The organism is Arthrobacter sp. E70, assembly GCF_058266945.1.
The window spans coordinates 1-16,234 of sequence record NZ_JBYQFR010000012.1 but is presented as its reverse complement, the minus strand read 5'-3'; the positions used below and the strand labels follow the sequence as shown (position 1 = coordinate 16,234).

The window sequence follows — 16,234 nt, the reverse complement described above, 5'->3', positions numbered from 1 at the left end:
TGATTAATGGTGTATTGGAAGATAACTGCAAAGAAGGGGCGGATTTAGGGTGACTCAGCCGCAGAAACTGCACCACCTGCCTCTGGACGAACTGGACCAAAGGCTTCTGAGCCTACTGTCGAGTAATGCCCGACAAACCAATCAATCGTTGTCGGAGGCCCTTGGCCTTGCTCCATCCACGTGCCTGGCCCGGCTAAAAGCTCTCAAGGAAGCTGGGGTGATAAAGCGGTTCACGATTGAAGTTGATCCCGAGGCCATGGGCATGCCCCTCCAAGCTTTAGTCAGCGTCCGTTTACGGCCAGGCGCCCGGCATCTGATGAATGCTTTCGGGAAGGACCTGCGAGAGCTGCCCGAAATTAAACAGTTTTTCGTTCTGGGTGGCGCCGATGACTTCCTAATCCACATCACGGCCAGAAGCACTGAGCACATTCGGCAGTTTGTGTTGGATCATCTGTCGGCGAACCCAGCGGTGGCCGGGACGCAGACCAACCTCGTGTTTGAGCACGATTGGGGCACGGCCTCTGGACTGTAGTGAAGAAAGGTCCGATTGCAGGGTCGCCGACCGCCATATCCGGGGTGCAGGATCAGGTGCTGGATACCTCGGAAGACTCACTTCTGCCTCCGTCAAGGCCACCGCGCTACTGGCAATGCAACGTGATGCCCACTGTAGCTGCCAGAGTTATATGCAAGTCTGCTCGGAGCGAATCCTCCGACAGGTGATGCCGGGCGATCAACGATTGATTTTTTCGGAGATAGCGTGGGCGTGGCGCAGCAGGAGACGCCCAAGCGCAGGGCGTCGTTCAGGGGAGAACCGAGATTCAATACCCGTAATGCTCAGTGCCCACGCTGGCTGTCCTGCGCCATCGAACACTGCAGCCCCCATACCCCAGCTGCCCTGGACAATTAGCCCGGGGTTGGTGGCATACCCTTCGTCGCGTGTTACTTCGATCCGCTGCATGATGCGGTCCTTGGAGTGCTCTGGCCCGAACTGATCCTCAAGGTGGGCGCGATCAAGGTAGCGTGCGCTGACTGCTGGCGGCAGGAAAGAGAGAACCGCAAGACCAGCAGAGGCCACGCCTAGGGGGAACCGTTTGCCTTCGTACAGCACAAATGACCGTATCGGGAAGCTGCCTTCCTGGCGCAGGACACATACCGTCTCATCGCCACGGCGCGCGGATAGGAACGCGCTTTCACCCGTTTCTTCAGCAAGGGCGCGAACATGTTCGCGAGCTAGTTCGGTGATGTCGTACCGTTCAGCGGCGACGGACCCCATGAGGTAAAGCTCGGGCCCAAGGTGCCAGCGGCCGGCTTTGGGGTCGTGATCCAGGAAACCCTCGGCCGCAAGTGATGAAAGGAGCCGGTGTGCTGTAGGGCGAGCCAGCCCGGTGGCCCGGGCTACCTCTGAAGTCCCGATGCCTCGCGGCATGGCTCCACTAACTGCCCTGAGAACTTGTCCAATCCGACCGACGACCTGCGCGCCGGGAAACGTATCTGACATGTCTACATTATGGACACTTTCTGTGCAGATGACCACCCAGCGAGCAATACACGGCTAAGAGGTAGTTGTCGTTGACGGCGTTGCTAACGCCGCATAGCTTTGTGGCAGCCGTAAGGGCACCACATTGTGGACGGATAGGAACAACATACTCATGGCATCGAAAATTTGGGATAGCGCTTCGGAGGCCTTGGCTGGCACCATCCAGGATGGGATGATCCTCGCCGTTGGCGGCTTCGGGCTCAGCGGCATTCCGCGGGACCTCATCGAAGCGGTCCGCGACAGTGGCGCTCGTAATCTAACCGTGGTTTCAAACAATATGGGTGTGGACGGCAAGGGCCTTGGCCTGCTGCTGGAGAACCAACAGGTCAGCAAGGTTCTCGCATCCTACGTGGGGGAGAACAAGCTTTTTGCCGAGCAGTACCTGGCCGGGACGCTCGACGTGGAGTTCGTCCCGCAAGGCACCCTGGCGGAGCGTCTCCGCGCCGGTGGCGCCGGAATCCCGGCCTTCTACACCCCAACCGGTGTCGGCACGCCCATAGCGGAGGGTAAGCCCGAGGCAGAGTTCGACGGGCGGCGCTGCATCCTGGAGCGCGGCATCGTTGCCGACATCTCCTTGGTGCGTGCACAGCAGGCTGACAGCGAAGGCAACCTTCGGTACCGCATGACTGCCCGCAACTTCAACCCCTTGGTTGCCGCAGCCGGACGGCTCACCATTGCCGAAGCAGAGGAGATAGTCGACGGCTACCTGGATCCTGACGAGGTCTTAACCCCGGGGGTCTTCGTCCACCGGGTCGTGCGTGTCGCCAATCCGATCAAAGACATCGAACAGCGGACAGTACGCGTCCGCGCGGAGGTATGAAGCATGTGGACTCGTGACGAAATGGCCGCCATCGCAGCAGCAGAGCTCGAAGATGGCCAGTACGTAAATCTGGGCATTGGTATCCCGACCCTGGTCGCCAACCATCTGCCCGACGGCGTCCGGGTGACCCTGCAAAGCGAGAACGGCCTGCTCGGCATGGGCCCCTTCCCTTACGAAGGGGAGGAGGACCCGGACCTCATCAATGCCGGCAAGCAGACAGTCACGGTACTTCCCGGTGGCAGCTTCTTCGACTCTGCCGTTTCCTTCGGCATGATTCGCGGCGGCCATGTACAGACGGCTATCCTCGGCGCCCTGCAAGTCTCGGGGTCAGGCGACCTGGCCAACTGGACCATACCCGGCAGGCTGGTCAAGGGCATGGGAGGTGCGATGGACCTGGTAGCAGGGACACCGCGGGTAATCGTAATTACTGACCATGTTTCCAAGGATGGCAGCCCGAAAATCGTTAAGGAATGCAACCTTCCCTTGACCGGTGTGGGCGTCGTCGATCGCATCATCAGCGACCGGGCCGTCTTTGACGTCGTGGACGGGGGCTTGGTCCTGCGCCAGATCGCGCCAGGTCACACTGTCGAGGAGATCATGGAACTGACGGGCGCCCCTTTTAGCGTGGAGCCCGATCTGCAAGGCGCGGGAGGCACAGAGACGTTGACCCCGTCACAGCCCATTGGGGCCGACGCATGAGCGCGTACGTCGTCGGATATGCCCGGACCCCGTTCTCGCGGTTCAACGGCCGCTTTGCCTCCGTACCTGCCACGGCCCTTGGTGCCCACGCCATTAGCGCCGCACTGAACCGCGCGGGCGTGGATCCGGGGGAGGTCCAGAGGGTGATTGCCGGGCACGTTTTGCAGGGCGGCGCTGGGCAGAATCCCGCCCGGCAGTCTGCCGTGGCGGCAGGCATCCCCTTCAGCGTTCCGGCACTTACTCTGAACGCCGTGTGTCTTTCGGGGATGGAAGCTGTAGTTGCTGCTGCACGGCTGATCGACCGCGGTGAGGCGGACGTCGTCGTAGCCCTGGGCCAGGAATCCATGTCGTTGGCGCCCCACGTGTTCAACGCCCGGGTAGGGCACAAGTACGGGGCACTGGAGGTCGTGGACACACTGGAGCTTGACGGGCTGACTGACGCCTTCGAAGGGCGCTCCATGGGCATTTCCACGGAAGATGGAAACACTGCCTATGATCTGGACCGGGCCAGTCAGGATGAGTGGGCTGCCTCCTCACACCAGCGCGCCGAAACACATGCGGCATTCCACGCCGGAGAAATCGCCCCGTATACCTTGGCGTTACGTACCGGAGATATCGTGGTTTCTGAGGATGACGGTGTGAGAACTGGGACGACGGCAGAAGCATTGGGCAGGCTGCGCCCGGCCTTCAGTAAGGAAGGGACAATAACTGCCGGCAATTCCTCGCAGATCACGGACGGGGCGGCTGCGTTGGTTCTGGTGAGCCAAGCAGCTGCCGAGCGTCTGGGCCTGTCACCCGTCGCCATTGTGGAAGCGCATGCGCTGGTGGCCGGGCCGGATGTCCGACTGCACGACCAGCCGGCAAATGCGATTTTGGCCGCACTCAAGAACCTGAACAGGGGGGTAGAGGAGCTGGCGGCGGTAGAGATTAATGAGGCATTCGCTGCCGTTTCCGTTCGCTCGGTCCAGAGACTTGGGGTCAGTCCGGACATCGTCAATACCCGCGGCGGTGCCATCGCACTTGGACATCCTATCGGCGCCTCAGGCGCCCGCATTGTTGGAACGCTGGCACGGCAACTCGCTGAGCTGGGACCGGGATTGCTGGGCGCTGCAGGAATTTGCGGCGGCGGCGGCCAAGGATCCGCAATCATTCTCAGGTCCCTTTAGAACCGTCCACCAATGAGGCCTGCTTTCTGGTTTCCCGGTGCTGGCAGCGGAACCGCAACACGCACCCGAAAGTCGGGGCCAGCACCGGGTCTACTGATGGCCAATGCTAAGAGCCTGTTGGTATTCCCGGACGGCGCTGCCCAAGCACGAGACCCTAGCAGTCTTCAAAGAGCAGGTGACCGGGTGGCGCTGTGTGGTCGCAGCGGCGCTGTCCCAGGGGACCGCGGTCCATGGCCAGTTGTGGCATGTCAGCCGTCAGGCGCAATCACCGGTACAACCTGACGGTCAGGGTTGAGATCCCGCCAACCGCATCGTTGCACGTATTTCTCCGTCACCCAGCTGGATGGACGTCTTTGATCCGGACAAGCGGAGCCTCTACTCCGCCCCGGTGCACAGCCTCAACGGGCGCGGCCTCGCATTCCTTCATCTGATTGAACCAGGGATTTTAGTCTCTCCCGACGCACAAACCGATGACCCTGTCATCGTGACAGGTGGCCACACTCCCGGAACGGGGGCTGCGAATCGGTGCAGGAGTTGCCGACCTCGTCGGTTTTAGCCCGCCTGATTATTGCCGCCCTCACCTCCCATACCCGCTTCAATCGGGTGCGGCGCTCGTGGACTGTCCCGAAGGCCCGTACGGCAGCAGGCCTGCAGGGCACACACTGATCATCCCAAACCCCAATTTGTCCATTAAAGCCTGACCAGAGAGGGGGCCCAGAAACAGTGGCCGAACAACACCCAAGCGAAACTGGAAACTCCCAACGTGGACTCAACGTCCTGGTAACCGGAGCAGCGGGTGGAATGTGCCGGGGAATCAACAAGCGCTTGGGAAGGGCCGGGCACACGCTGTTATGTGTCGACCTTGATCTGGAGCGCTGCCAGGCAGCAGTCGACGAGCTTCGCGCCGAAGGATTTACCGCGCATGCGTTCGCTGCGGACGTCACGCAGCAGGACGACGTCGAACGCCTTAGGACCGACGTCAAAGCAGCCGTGGGCGAGGTCCATGCCCTGATCAACGCAGCAGGGGTCCTGGATCGGAAGATGCTGCTGGACCACGACGTGGATTCCTTCTCCCGGGCCATCAACATCAACCTGGTAGGACCCTTTGCGCTGATCAGAGCCTTTGCGGAAGACCTGTTGGCCGCAAACTGGGGACGCATCGTCAACGTATCCTCCATCGCGGGGACCACCGGCTACCCGTATCCCAGCTATGCCGCGTCCAAGGCGGGACTGTCAAACCTCACACGGTCGTTGCTCATCGACTTCTGGGGGACCGGCATAACGGTCAACTCTGTATCCCCCGGGGCCGTGGACACTCCCATGATCATCCAGCCGGTCCGCGACCAAGTCCCACACAAAGTTCCCACCGGCAAAATAACTGATCCTGACGAGATCGGCGCCTTGATCAGCTTCCTTCTGACTAATGACGCACGGAGCATCAACGGTGCGGAACTGGTCATCGACGGCGGCGCCACCCAGGTCTTCCAGTGGTTTGACCAAGCCCAGAGTTGATCCCGTGGAAGTCACAGGCACAGGCCAGCGCCAGGCATGGTCGAACACGGTCATTCCGCCAGTCAAATTCCTTAAAACGTTCACTTCGTCCGGATTCAGCGGGGAGCCGGTCCTTGGCGCCCTGCCTGATGATGCCTCGCATTCAACGGTGGAGTTGATCATGTACCCGGCGCCAGCCACAAGTCCAGTTGGTCCTGGCCCCACGTTGGTATGGGCCAGGACCAATAGCTGGATTAGATGAGACGGGTGGTGACTGTTACCGGGTTGGCGATGGTGTCCCGGATGGGGGAGGTCTCTTCGAGTGCTTCCACGAGTTCCTCGATGTGTCCCCGGGGTGTTCCCGCGCTGTCGATCTCGACGTCGATAGTGACCTGTTTGGCTCCATTGCGGACGGTTTTGTCGATACCCAGGAAGCCACTGAGGTCGGTCTCGAAGCCCAGCGTCAAGCGGACTTCATCCAGGGTGATGTTTCGTGCTGCGGCGAGGAACGCAAGGGTGGCCGTGTAGCAGCCGGCCAGGCTCTTGAGCAGGTATTCGGCGGGGCTGACTGCGGTGTCGGCACCGAGCAGGCCAAGGGGTTCGTCGCTTTGCAGGACGAACTTTCCGAGCCGGGATTCGTCCGGAACGCCGGCCTGGACCATCGGGCCGGTCTGGGTCTTTGCAGTCAAACCGCCGGTGGACTGGCTGCGCATGGTAAACGTGATCAGGCCCAGTTCACGTTGCGCGGTCACGGCTGCGACGGTGGCGTCTACTGCGGTCTGGTCGACACTGGGCTGTGCGGTTGCGGTGTTCATTTTATTCCTTTGGTTGGTTGTTGGGCATGCGGTAACGGCCGGCCGAGGTGATCCCGGAAGTAAGCGGCAGGCTTATCTGAAAGTGGAGATGGATTATGGATTTTGATTGCTCGGGTTGGGCAGGATGGGAACGGCTCCTGTGAACGCGTCACGCGTAGCGGCGATGTCTTTGATGCGGTCGCGGCATGCGAACCATCCCCCAGTCATGAGGGCTATGGCCACGATGGTGACGAGGAGTGTGCGGGGTGAGTCGATGAAGGTCATGATGAGCACAGCGGCCAGGAAGATGAGGGAGATGTGTCCGGTGTAGGGCGCGCCGAACATTTCTGAAGGAGGGGCGGGCAAGCCGGCCTTTATCGGTCCACCGCTTGAGCTGGATCTGGCATAGGAGGATGGTGGCCCACGCGACGATGATGCCGACTGCTGCGACGCTGAGGACGATTTCGAACGCCTCACCGGGGACAACGTAGTTGAGCGGGACACCGAGGAGGGAAACACCGGCGGTGAGGGCGATACCGCCGTAAGGGACACCCGCCTTGTTCATGCGGGAAGCGAACTTCGGGGCAGATCCGTTGACGGACATGGAGCGCAAGATGCGGCCGGTGGAGTGAAGACCGGCGTTGAGCGAAGACAGCGCCGCGGTCAGGACTACCAGGTTCATGATGACGTCCATGCCTTGGATGCCGATGGATCCGAAGAACGTTACGAAGGGGCTGACGCCCTTTTCGTATGACGTGTACGGAAGCAGAAGGGACAGGAGGATCACTGAGCCGACGTAGAACACGGCGATGCGCATGACTACGGAGTTGATGGCCTTGGGCATGGTCTTCTCCGGATTCTTCGTTTCACCCGCCGCAGTGCCCACCAGCTCGATGGAGGCATAGGCGAAGATGACACCCTGCATCAGGACGATCATGGGCAGCAGTCCGGTGGGAAAGAACCCGCCGTTATCCTGAATGAGTTGCAGTCCTGCGGGTGATCCTGTTGGGGTTCCGAAGATGACGAAGTACGTTCCGATCAGGAGGAAAGCCACCAGTGCTGCGACCTTAACAAACGCGAACCAGAACTCCAGCTCGCCGAACACCTTGACTGAGATGAGGTTCAGGCCGAGCACCGCCACCAGCGCTATCAGGGCCCATGCCCACTGTGGAACTGCTCCGATCGAGGGGATGTAGTTTCCGAAAAAGTTCATGTAGAGCGCAGCAGCCGTAATGTCCGCCACGGTCGTGGTGGCCCACGCTATCCAGTAGAACCAGCCCGACACGAAGGCAGCCTTCTCACCAAAAAATTCACGGGCGTAGGAAACGAACGACCCTGATGTGGGCCGGTGGAGCACCAGCTCGCCAAGGGCGCGAAGGATGAGGAAGGCGAAGAACCCGCACAACGCGTACGAAAGGATCAGCGAGGGTCCTGCGGCCGCCAAGCGGCCTCCGACGCCCAGAAACAGGCCGGTGCCGATGGCGCCGCCGAGGGCAATCATCTGGATCTGCCGCGGCTTAAGGCTCTTGTGATAGCCCTCGTCTTCGGCGTGAACGGAGGAGGAATGACCGCGGTTTGCCCGCTCGGCGGGCAGGTCGAGATCTGACTGTGGAATGGACATGGGACCTTTCTTGGGGCAGCCCGTCTGGTGCGACGGGGTGCAAAGTCGAAGGATCAGTAAGGGCGTTGGCCCGGAGGATGTGGTCCTACGTTCCCAGGGCACGTGTTTTGAGTGTGGGGAGAGAACGTAAAAGCGGGACCCGATAGCCGTTGCGCCAGCAACGGTGGTGTTTTTAATCCTGAGTTGAGGATATGTGCCAAGTCACAAAGAAATCAACATGAAGTTGTAGAAATTTGAACTATTTCGACAAGACAACAGGTTTAGGCGCGCCAATCCTCTGTTTTCCACTTCCGCATCTAAACTTTTTGTGTAACCATGGAGAACGTTCGCATCCCTGAAGTTTCCTACCCGCACTCGGCGTGATGCAGTAGATAGCGTGCGACCCGGTTGCCCGGGCTCGCCTTTTTGGAAGGCCAAACATGACAAGTCCAGTTACTACTCCCCCCCTGTACGCCCGAGCGATGCGTGTCGGGGATCTGCTGTTCGTTTCCGGTCAGCTTCCTATAAACGACGCTGGGCTCCTGCATCCGGGCCATGTGGGGACGGAAGTTACTGTGGAGCAGGCCAGGGAAGCGGCTGCCCTGGCAGCCCGTAACTGCCTTGATATCGTCAGTGACTCACTGGGGTCCTTGGACGCGGTGAAAGGTGTTGCGCGGCTGGGCGGCTACGTCGCTGCCGGAGAGGGCTTCAGCAGCGCACCAGCTGTTGTGGACGCGGCCTCGCAACAGATCCTTGATGTTCTGGGGGACCGGGGACAGCACGCACGCCTAGCTCTGGGAGTTGCCTCCCTTCCCTTGGGGGCCTGTGTCGAAATCGAACTGGCTGTCCAATGCTGACATCACCAGCGTTTAAGCCCTCCGGCACCCAGGCATGCGGCCAGATTCCCAACCCCTTGGAAGAGCTCAGCCTGCACGAACTTCGTCAGCGCACCAGCATGAAATGGCGGGTCCACCCTGATGACGTGCTGCCGTTATGGGTGGCCGAAATGGACGTCCGGTTGGCACCACCAGTGGCAGAGGCCCTCCATCGCGCCATCGACGCAGGTGATACCGGCTACCCGGTAGGGACCGCCTATGCAGAGGCCTTCTCTGCCTTCGCCGCCAGTAATTGGTCCTGGAGCGGCCTGGAAGTTAGCAGGACAGCAATTGTCCCTGACGTCATGATGGGTGTCGTCGAAGTCCTGCGTCTCGTCACGAGCCCAGGGGACGCTGTCGTGGTCAACTCCCCGGTCTACGCACCCTTCTATGCTTTCGTGACCCACGATGGCCGGCAGATCATCGAAGCACCGTTGGGGCAGGACCTGCGGATCAGTCTTGATGTCCTCGAGGAAACCTTCAGCCGCATCAGGCAGGAGGGACGCAACGCTGCGTACCTGTTGAGCAACCCTCACAACCCAACCGGGACCGTTCACACGATGGCGGAGCTGACAGCGGTTGCTGAGCTCGCGAACGAGTACGGAGTGCGTGTGGTTTCGGATGAGATACACGGCCCGCTTGTCCTGCCCGGTGCCCAGTTCGTTCCCTATCTGAGCGTTCCCGGGTCTGAGAACGCATTCGCAGTGATGTCGGCTTCCAAAGGTTGGAACCTTGCCGGGCTCAAGGCAGCGTTAGCCGTTGCTGGGACCCACTCCGCCACGGACCTGGCCCGCATGCCGGAAGAAGTTAGTCACGGGCCGAGCCACCTCGGGCTCATCGCCCACACGGCAGCCCTTCGGGATGGGCAGGAGTGGCTTAAAGCGCTGATTCAGGGGCTGGATTCAAATAGGGCACTGCTGCGGCGCCTGATTCCCGAGCATCTGCCGGAAGTGGGCTACAGGGAACCAGAGGGTACCTACCTTGCATGGCTTGACTGCCGGCACCTTGAAAGTGAACCGCAGGACAGCCCTGCAGGGCTCGCCGTTGTCACCGATGTTGCAGGCCCGGCCAAGCTGTTCCTTGACGAGGCAAGGGTGGCGTTGAGCTCGGGCCATGTGTTTGGCAGTGGCGGAGCCGGGCACGTCCGGCTGAACTTCGCAACCTCCCAAGGAATTCTCACCGAAGCAATAGAGCGCATGGGACGCGTCCATCCGGCACCCTGATCCGCCGGGCAGGCCCGCATGGGGACAGGGCCTGCCTAGGCGCTCACCTCTGAAGTTCCGTTCACTTCATTGATGTAGTTGTAGATCGTAAACCTCGTTACGCCCAGGGCAGCGGCAGCGGTCTCCGCGGCCTGCTTGATCAGGAAGAACCCGCGCCGGTCCAGCTCGGCCACCACCTCAACCTTATGTTCCTTGCGCATCTTGTCGAGTGGCACCCCGACCGCTGCAATGGCTGCCTCAATAAGGCGCCCGCTCAGATCTTCCACGCTGTGTGGAAAGTACTCACTTCCGTTCGCCGGCGACGAGGTAGTCTGCGAACGATGCGCTGCCAGTGATGCCTGCGTCTGTGCCGGCGCGGCTTCGTGGCCCAGGACGAAGCGGTCCATCGCTGCACGCAGTGTGACCCAGGCCGAAACGTCTGTGTTCAGGCACAGAGCCGCCGCGGCGCGACCGTTCTTGTCCGTGTAGATAATCGTGGTGCTTTGAAGGATACGACCGTCAGGCAATTGTGAACGGTAGCCGATTTCGTTGCTCAAATCTCCGGCAGCAACCCGTTCCAGAAGTTTGTCTGTAGGGGGATCACCGATCCGTCGGCCGGTCACCACGCCGGCGATGGCCCGCACCGTGTCCGGGATACGCTGCAGATCATGCAGCACGACCTCCGTCGGCTGGGGAACAGCGGCCTGGAGCGGCTCCACCAGAAGCTCAAGGACGCAGTTGATTGACTCCGCATCCAAGCCCTGAAGTCCCTCCGGCGATGGGGCCAACGAGGCTCTCGGTTCATCGCCCATGATCATCCCTCCATCGCAATTGACTATCGAATCTGTACGAACTGCTGTTGAAATGACTTTAACACTTTGTGCAATGGGAAGAGTAAAGCTGGCCAGAATGATGCCCCGAAAAGGCTGGAATCAGCCGCCATTAACCATGGGGGCACCGGCGCCCCATGGCCCTGGTTGCTCCGGGGTAGTCCCTCGACAGCGGGAAATGAGCCTCCGGCTCGTAGCGGCTCAGTGCTTTGGTACCACTTGGGCGGCGAGGACCGCGGTGGCGAGGAGTTCCTCCTTCGGAGCCCCGGAGGCCGCTTCAACACTCAGGCCGTAAATGGCGGCCATGACGTAGCGCGCCAGGACTTCGCAGTCGGTGCCGGCGGGAAGATCGCCGTCTGTGACAGCCTTGCCGAATCGATCCAGCACGGTCCGTCTCATGTCCTCGCGCGCTGCCGCGAGGAGATCGACTATCTCGTGGTGCGGCTCGCCCGATGCCAGTCCCGCCTGAACAGTCATGCAGCCGGCCGGCTGACCAGGGGCAGTGAACACCTCAACCCGCCCCATGAGGAGCTCCAACACTGCCTGGTGAGCACTCGGCTGCGCCATGGCCTCTTCCAGTTGGAGGGTCCGCTCGCACATATACCGGTCCAGCGTCTTTTCGAACAGGTCCCGTTTACTTCCGAAAGCGGCGTACAGGCTCGGCGGATTTATTCCGAGCGCCCGCGTCAGGTCGGCAATGGACGTGCCTTCGTACCCCTGGCGCCAAAACAGCTCCATGGCCGTTTGCAGGGCCGCCTGGTCATCGAATGCACGCTTTCGGCCTCCTGGCATGTACTGACCTCCCGGAACGTTGCTGGTTTTGCACTTTCTGTAGTGTTCGCTACAGTATATCCCATGAGTTCTTTAGTGACCACTACAGAACTGGAAGGGAGACATGAGCAAGTTAAGCGGCAAGACGGCAGTGATCACGGGGGGCAGCAGCGGGATCGGTCTCGCGACTGCCAAAAGGTTCGTCGCTGAGGGTGCCACCGTGTACATCACGGGCCGCCGCGAAGAGGAACTCGCTAAGGCGCGGACCGAAATTGGCGGGGACGTCGTGGCCGTGCAGGGAGACATCGCAAGTCTGGAAGACCTCGAACGCCTATGGGCTCAGGTGCAGCATGAACGCGGTTCTGTCGACGTGATCGTGACCAACGCCGGCATCGCGGAGGCTGCATCGCTACCGGATGCCAGCCCGGAGCATTTTGACAGGACGTTCGCCATCAATGCCCGCGGAACGTTCTTCACAGTGCAGAAGGCGCTGCACCTTCTCAATGAGGGCAGGTCCATCGTCTTGGTCGCCGGAGTTGGGCACAGGCTCGGATGGCCGGATTTCCCAGCCTATTCAGCAAGCAAGGCGGTCATACGGTCCTTTGCCCGCAGTTGGGCGGCCGGACTGATGGGCCGCAGCATCCGGGTCAACTCGGTAAGCCCGGGCCCGGTCGAAACCCCGATTCTCGACGGACTCTACACCAGGGGCTCAGACCCCGATGCCGTTCGCGCCGGACTTGTCAGCACCGTCCCCATGGGCCGCCTGGGAGGGACGGATGAGATCGCCTCCGCGATCCTGTTCCTCGCCTCCGATGACAGCAGTTTCATCACCGGAACGGACATGGCCGTGGACGGCGGTACCACCCAGCTCTAAGCCCTTCCGCCAAGTGATCAAGACTCCCCGCTGAGAGCACTGGCTCCAACGCCGGATCGCTTCCACGCAGCGACACCGGCCCCTAATTCCTAATTTCCCAGCGTGGCTGATGCCGCCCCTGAGGCCCACAAACCCCTGCCATAACCAACAGATGAAAGAGGACCCTGTGTCTGTACGATCAACAACCACTGACGCATTTCAAGCCGATGTCCTCCAGAACGACCTACCGGTTCTGGTCGATTTCTGGGCACCGTGGTGCCCACCCTGCCGTGCAGTTGGCCCCGTACTCGACGAACTGGCCCAGGAGCAGGCCGGAAACGTTGAGGTCATCAAAGTGAACGTCGACGAGAACCCCGAGCTGGCACGGAAGTATGGCGTCACCTCAATTCCCGCATTCCGGGTGTTCAACAACGGTGACGTCGCCGGGTCATTCGTTGGCGCCATGCCAAAGGAAGCCTTCAAAGCCCGGCTTGCCCCCTACCTCGGCGCAGCAGCCCGCAACTGACGCCCTTAGTGCCCTTGAAACAGGACCGGGCATCACGGGTCTGCATCTTCTACCTGCAATACATCCCACAGACGAAGGAACTACTACCATGGCTTACCACGAACACACAGACCACCGATACCTCCGCAACCTCCGCAACGCTGCCCCTGAAGCCGTGAAGTCATTCCTTGCCTTCGATCAGGAAGCGCTGAACGGAGCCGGCAAGGTCATTTCCCGCAAGAACACTGAACTCATGGCAGTCGCCGTGGCCCTCACGACCCAGTGTGCTTACTGCATTGAAGCCCATGTGAAGGCAGCCAAAGCTGAAGGCGCCACGGCCGAGGAACTGGCAGAAACGGTCATGATCGCATCCGCGCTGCGCGCCGGCGGCAGTTTTGCCCACGGTTTCATGGCAATGAAGTTCTTCGAAGGCGCACCCGACGCGGTAACCGCAGGCCACTCCCACGCTCCGGCTGAACTGTCCTGAAACCAGACCTCCAAGGTTCCGGAAAGAGGGGAAGGGCTCCGGGGGCACGAGCGCTGCTCCCAAAGTCCTTCCCTACTGCTTTCCAGGCCTGCCTGACCACACGCACTGCTTCCGCCATAAGAAAGGCGTCTACATGCTGTTTTCTCCCTTGATGCTCGGTGAGCTTCAGCTTCCAAACCGACTGGTCATGGCCCCCTTGACGCGAACGCGTTCCGGGGATGAAGGTATTCCCGGTCCTTTAGTGGCCGAACATTATCGCCAGCGCGCCTCCTTGGGCCTGATCGTGAGCGAGGGCATCTACCCGGTACCCGCAGGTCGCTCCTACTCGGGCCAGCCCGGGCTCGTTACAGAAGACCAGATCTCGGCCTGGGGGAAGGTTACCGAAGCGGTCCATGCCGAGGGCGGCAGGATCTTCGCCCAGATCATGCATGGTGGCCGCGTCACGCATGAGGACATCAACGGCGGCCACCGCGTGGTTGCGCCCAGCGCCGTAGCCATGGAGGGCGAAGCGCGGACTCCGAAAGGCAAAAAGCCCTATCCCGTCCCTCATGCCCTGACTATTGAAGAGCTGCCCGGTGTTATCGATGACATTGTCACCGCTTCCCTGAACGCCATCACGGCAGGTTTCGACGGTGTTGAACTGCACGCCGGCAATGGCTTCCTCCTGCACGAGTTCCTTTCTCCCAACACCAATGTGCGCAGTGACGGGTACGGGGGTACATCGGAAAATAACGCCCGATTCGTGATCGAAACGGTCCAGGCAGTAACAGCCGCCGTGGGCGCCCATCGCGTCGGTATCCGCCTTTCCCCTGAGAACGAACAGCACCATATAGACGAAGCCAACAACGCCGCAGCCCGCGCCACTTACCAAGTGTTGGTGGATAGGATCGCTCCGCTAAACCTCGCGTACCTCAGCGTGCTCCACCACGACCCATCAGGTGATCTAGTCCAGGACCTCCGCGCGCGCTTCGGCGGCCCATTCCTGGTCAACAGTGGCTTCGGCGTTGTCACCACCCGTGATGAGGCAATTTCCCTTGTCTCTAACGGGCACGCCGACGCCGTAGTTGTGGGCCGACCTGCCATCGCCAACCCTGATCTTGCCTGTCGTTGGAAGGACGGTCTTCCGCTAAACGAAATGGATCCATCCACGTTCTACGGCGAAGGCGCGAAAGGCTCGAAAGGCTACACCGACTACCCCTTCTACCACGAATCACTGACCTAAAAACCGAATCCAACCCAGCCTCATCGCCTTCGGTGGTCGTGGCTTCCAAGGCCCGGTCCCCCTACTTATCGGGGACTGGGCCGGTTGCTGGGCGGACGTCCTGGGACGCGGTCAAGGTTAAACCACTGTCATACGCGCAAAAGCGCGCTCATAAGCAGCAGCCACTAAATCAACCTGGTCAGCGCTGAGGACAGTTGAGAGGGCGATGAGTCCTCGTGGTGCGGCGAAGACTCCTTCCAGTAACAGCGCTAGGTGCAACGCTGCTACGTCAGCAGGGTCCGGCATGACCTGGGCCGCGTCCTTGGGCTCCTTGTCTTGGAGATGCACATGAAGCATCGATCCGAATCTGGTCACTATTGCAGGAATCTTATTTGCCCGGCCCGCCGCTTCAATCCGATCCGCCAGTTTGCCGGCGGACGTGTTCATCTGGTCAATGGCAGATTGTGTGAGATGTTCCAGGGCGACAAGTCCGGCTCGGGCGGAGACCAGATGGCCGTTGAAGGTCCCGGAATGTTTGATGGCGCCGGATGTGGCCTGATCGAGTACGCGCAGGACACTTGCTGGTCCACCCAAGGCTCCAGTCGGGTACCCGCCGCCGATCAATTTGGCCATGATAACGAGGTCAGCGTCCACTCCGTACAGCTGGGTTGCTCCACCGTATGAAGCCCTCAGTGTTTGTACTTCATCCACGACCAACAACGCTCCCACCTTCTGCGTCATGAGCCGGAGCTGCTGGACGAATTCACGTTCAGCAGGGATCACGCCGCCCACGCCCAGACACAGCTCGATGAACACCGCAGCGATGGTGTCATCCAGCACCTCTTCGACTGCGGCCGAATCGTTGAAGGGCACCCGGGTGACCTGCGGGTGGAGTCCACTGATTATTGGGGCCGACCCATGGTAGCCCCCCTCAAACAGTATGAATCGATCCCTGCCTGTGACGGCTTGGGCCGTTCGCATCGCAAGCAGGGTCGCTTCCGTGCCTGAGTTCGTGAAGCGAATTTGGTCCGCTGCAGGGTGCCGGGCAACCAGGTGCTCGGCGAGATCCAGCTGCGCCTCATGAGGGGCCGGGTAGACAATACCTTCACTTGCGGCAGCCTTGGCTACCTCCACAACAGGAGGGTATGCGTGCCCGTGCACTAGGGAAGTGTAGTTGTTCAGAATGTCGATGTAACTGTTTCCGTCGACATCGGTAATAACAGCCCCGGCAGCCTTGGTGATGCTGGCTGGATACGGTGAGTAGAATGTGATCGACCGCGTCTCGCCCCCGGGCAGTACGCGCCGTGCACGATCCGCAACTTCTTTAGACCGCGGCGTACGCGCTTCAAACTCCCGAACGAGGCCTGTCAGACACTTGCTGCTTACCACTTCACTTCCTTCTG

The 16,234-nt window shown here is 60.7% G+C and carries 16 protein-coding genes and 1 pseudogene; 11 read left to right on the top strand and 6 right to left on the bottom strand.

All coding sequences use genetic code 11. The annotated features are described in order from the left end of the window. The first annotated feature begins 49 nt into the window (after positions 1 to 49). Positions 50 to 532 carry an Lrp/AsnC family transcriptional regulator gene (locus tag AC3IMC_RS15460; protein WP_490919451.1) on the top strand — a complete coding sequence of 161 codons (483 nt, stop codon included), beginning with the start codon at positions 50 to 52 and terminating at the stop codon, positions 530 to 532. A 198-nt stretch (positions 533 to 730) separates the two neighbouring features. Here AC3IMC_RS15460 and AC3IMC_RS15455 read toward each other — a convergent pair whose 3' ends face one another. Next, a complete protein-coding gene (locus AC3IMC_RS15455; protein ID WP_490919450.1) occupies positions 731 to 1,498 on the bottom strand; it encodes an IclR family transcriptional regulator in 768 nt (255 codons plus the stop codon). Between the two features lie 151 nt (positions 1,499 to 1,649). On the opposite strand from AC3IMC_RS15455, the gene AC3IMC_RS15450 reads away from it, so the two are divergent. The 4 genes from AC3IMC_RS15450 (at position 1,650) to AC3IMC_RS15435 (ending at position 5,734) form a co-directional block, all read left to right on the top strand. Then, a complete protein-coding gene (locus AC3IMC_RS15450; protein ID WP_490919448.1) occupies positions 1,650 to 2,357 on the top strand; it encodes a CoA transferase subunit A in 708 nt (235 codons plus the stop codon). Positions 2,358 to 2,360: 3 nt separating this feature from the next. Then, positions 2,361 to 3,056: a CoA transferase subunit B gene (locus AC3IMC_RS15445; protein WP_490919447.1), complete on the top strand. Its 696-nt coding sequence runs from the start codon at positions 2,361 to 2,363 to the stop codon at positions 3,054 to 3,056. Beyond that, positions 3,053 to 4,222: an acetyl-CoA C-acyltransferase gene (locus AC3IMC_RS15440; protein WP_490919445.1), complete on the top strand. Its 1,170-nt coding sequence runs from the start codon at positions 3,053 to 3,055 to the stop codon at positions 4,220 to 4,222. The genes AC3IMC_RS15445 and AC3IMC_RS15440 overlap by 4 nt, the downstream gene beginning before the upstream one ends. Before the next feature lie 723 nt (positions 4,223 to 4,945). After that, positions 4,946 to 5,734 carry an SDR family NAD(P)-dependent oxidoreductase gene (locus tag AC3IMC_RS15435; protein ID WP_490919442.1) on the top strand — a complete coding sequence of 263 codons (789 nt, stop codon included), beginning with the start codon at positions 4,946 to 4,948 and terminating at the stop codon, positions 5,732 to 5,734. 233 nt (positions 5,735 to 5,967) lie between these two features. Here the strand turns inward: AC3IMC_RS15435 and AC3IMC_RS15430 are convergent, their stop codons facing one another. Then, positions 5,968 to 6,528, bottom strand: a complete 561-nt coding sequence (locus AC3IMC_RS15430) for an OsmC family protein (RefSeq protein ID WP_490919440.1) — start codon at positions 6,526 to 6,528, stop codon at positions 5,968 to 5,970. A gap of 93 nt (positions 6,529 to 6,621) precedes the next feature. Continuing rightward, positions 6,622 to 8,128: pseudogene (locus AC3IMC_RS15425) on the bottom strand (amino acid permease). A 419-nt stretch (positions 8,129 to 8,547) separates the two neighbouring features. Here AC3IMC_RS15425 and AC3IMC_RS15420 point away from each other — a divergent pair. Both AC3IMC_RS15420 and AC3IMC_RS15415 read left to right on the top strand, forming a co-directional pair. Next, positions 8,548 to 8,964: a RidA family protein gene (locus tag AC3IMC_RS15420; RefSeq protein WP_490919439.1), complete on the top strand. Its 417-nt coding sequence runs from the start codon at positions 8,548 to 8,550 to the stop codon at positions 8,962 to 8,964. Continuing rightward, complete coding sequence (locus AC3IMC_RS15415; RefSeq protein ID WP_490919438.1) at positions 8,958 to 10,205, top strand: MalY/PatB family protein; 1,248 nt, start codon at positions 8,958 to 8,960, stop codon at positions 10,203 to 10,205. The genes AC3IMC_RS15420 and AC3IMC_RS15415 overlap by 7 nt, the downstream gene beginning before the upstream one ends. A 35-nt stretch (positions 10,206 to 10,240) precedes the next feature. On the opposite strand, the gene AC3IMC_RS15410 is transcribed toward AC3IMC_RS15415, so the two are convergent. Together AC3IMC_RS15410 and AC3IMC_RS15405 are read right to left on the bottom strand one after the other, a co-directional pair. Then, positions 10,241 to 10,996, bottom strand: a complete 756-nt coding sequence (locus AC3IMC_RS15410; protein ID WP_490919436.1) for a helix-turn-helix transcriptional regulator — start codon at positions 10,994 to 10,996, stop codon at positions 10,241 to 10,243. 219 nt (positions 10,997 to 11,215) lie between these two features. Beyond that, the gene (locus AC3IMC_RS15405; protein ID WP_490919435.1) at positions 11,216 to 11,806 is read right to left on the bottom strand and encodes a TetR/AcrR family transcriptional regulator; all 591 of its coding nucleotides are present in this window, start codon (positions 11,804 to 11,806) and stop codon (positions 11,216 to 11,218) included. 103 nt (positions 11,807 to 11,909) lie between these two features. On the opposite strand from AC3IMC_RS15405, the gene AC3IMC_RS15400 reads away from it, so the two are divergent. From AC3IMC_RS15400 to AC3IMC_RS15385, 4 genes are all read left to right on the top strand, one after another. Beyond that, a complete protein-coding gene (locus AC3IMC_RS15400) occupies positions 11,910 to 12,659 on the top strand; it encodes an SDR family NAD(P)-dependent oxidoreductase (protein ID WP_490919434.1) in 750 nt (249 codons plus the stop codon). A 166-nt stretch (positions 12,660 to 12,825) separates the two neighbouring features. Continuing rightward, positions 12,826 to 13,164 (top strand): thioredoxin, encoded by a 339-nt coding sequence (gene trxA / locus AC3IMC_RS15395; protein WP_490919433.1) that lies wholly within the window; start codon positions 12,826 to 12,828, stop codon positions 13,162 to 13,164. Between the two features lie 88 nt (positions 13,165 to 13,252). Beyond that, complete coding sequence (locus tag AC3IMC_RS15390) at positions 13,253 to 13,630, top strand: carboxymuconolactone decarboxylase family protein (protein WP_490919432.1); 378 nt, start codon at positions 13,253 to 13,255, stop codon at positions 13,628 to 13,630. A gap of 133 nt (positions 13,631 to 13,763) precedes the next feature. Continuing rightward, positions 13,764 to 14,852 carry an alkene reductase gene (locus AC3IMC_RS15385; protein ID WP_490919431.1) on the top strand — a complete coding sequence of 363 codons (1,089 nt, stop codon included), beginning with the start codon at positions 13,764 to 13,766 and terminating at the stop codon, positions 14,850 to 14,852. A 117-nt stretch (positions 14,853 to 14,969) separates the two neighbouring features. Here the strand turns inward: AC3IMC_RS15385 and AC3IMC_RS15380 are convergent. Then, positions 14,970 to 16,234, bottom strand: a 1,265-nt coding sequence (locus AC3IMC_RS15380) for an aspartate aminotransferase family protein (protein ID WP_490919430.1), incomplete at its 5' end; no start/stop codon positions are given.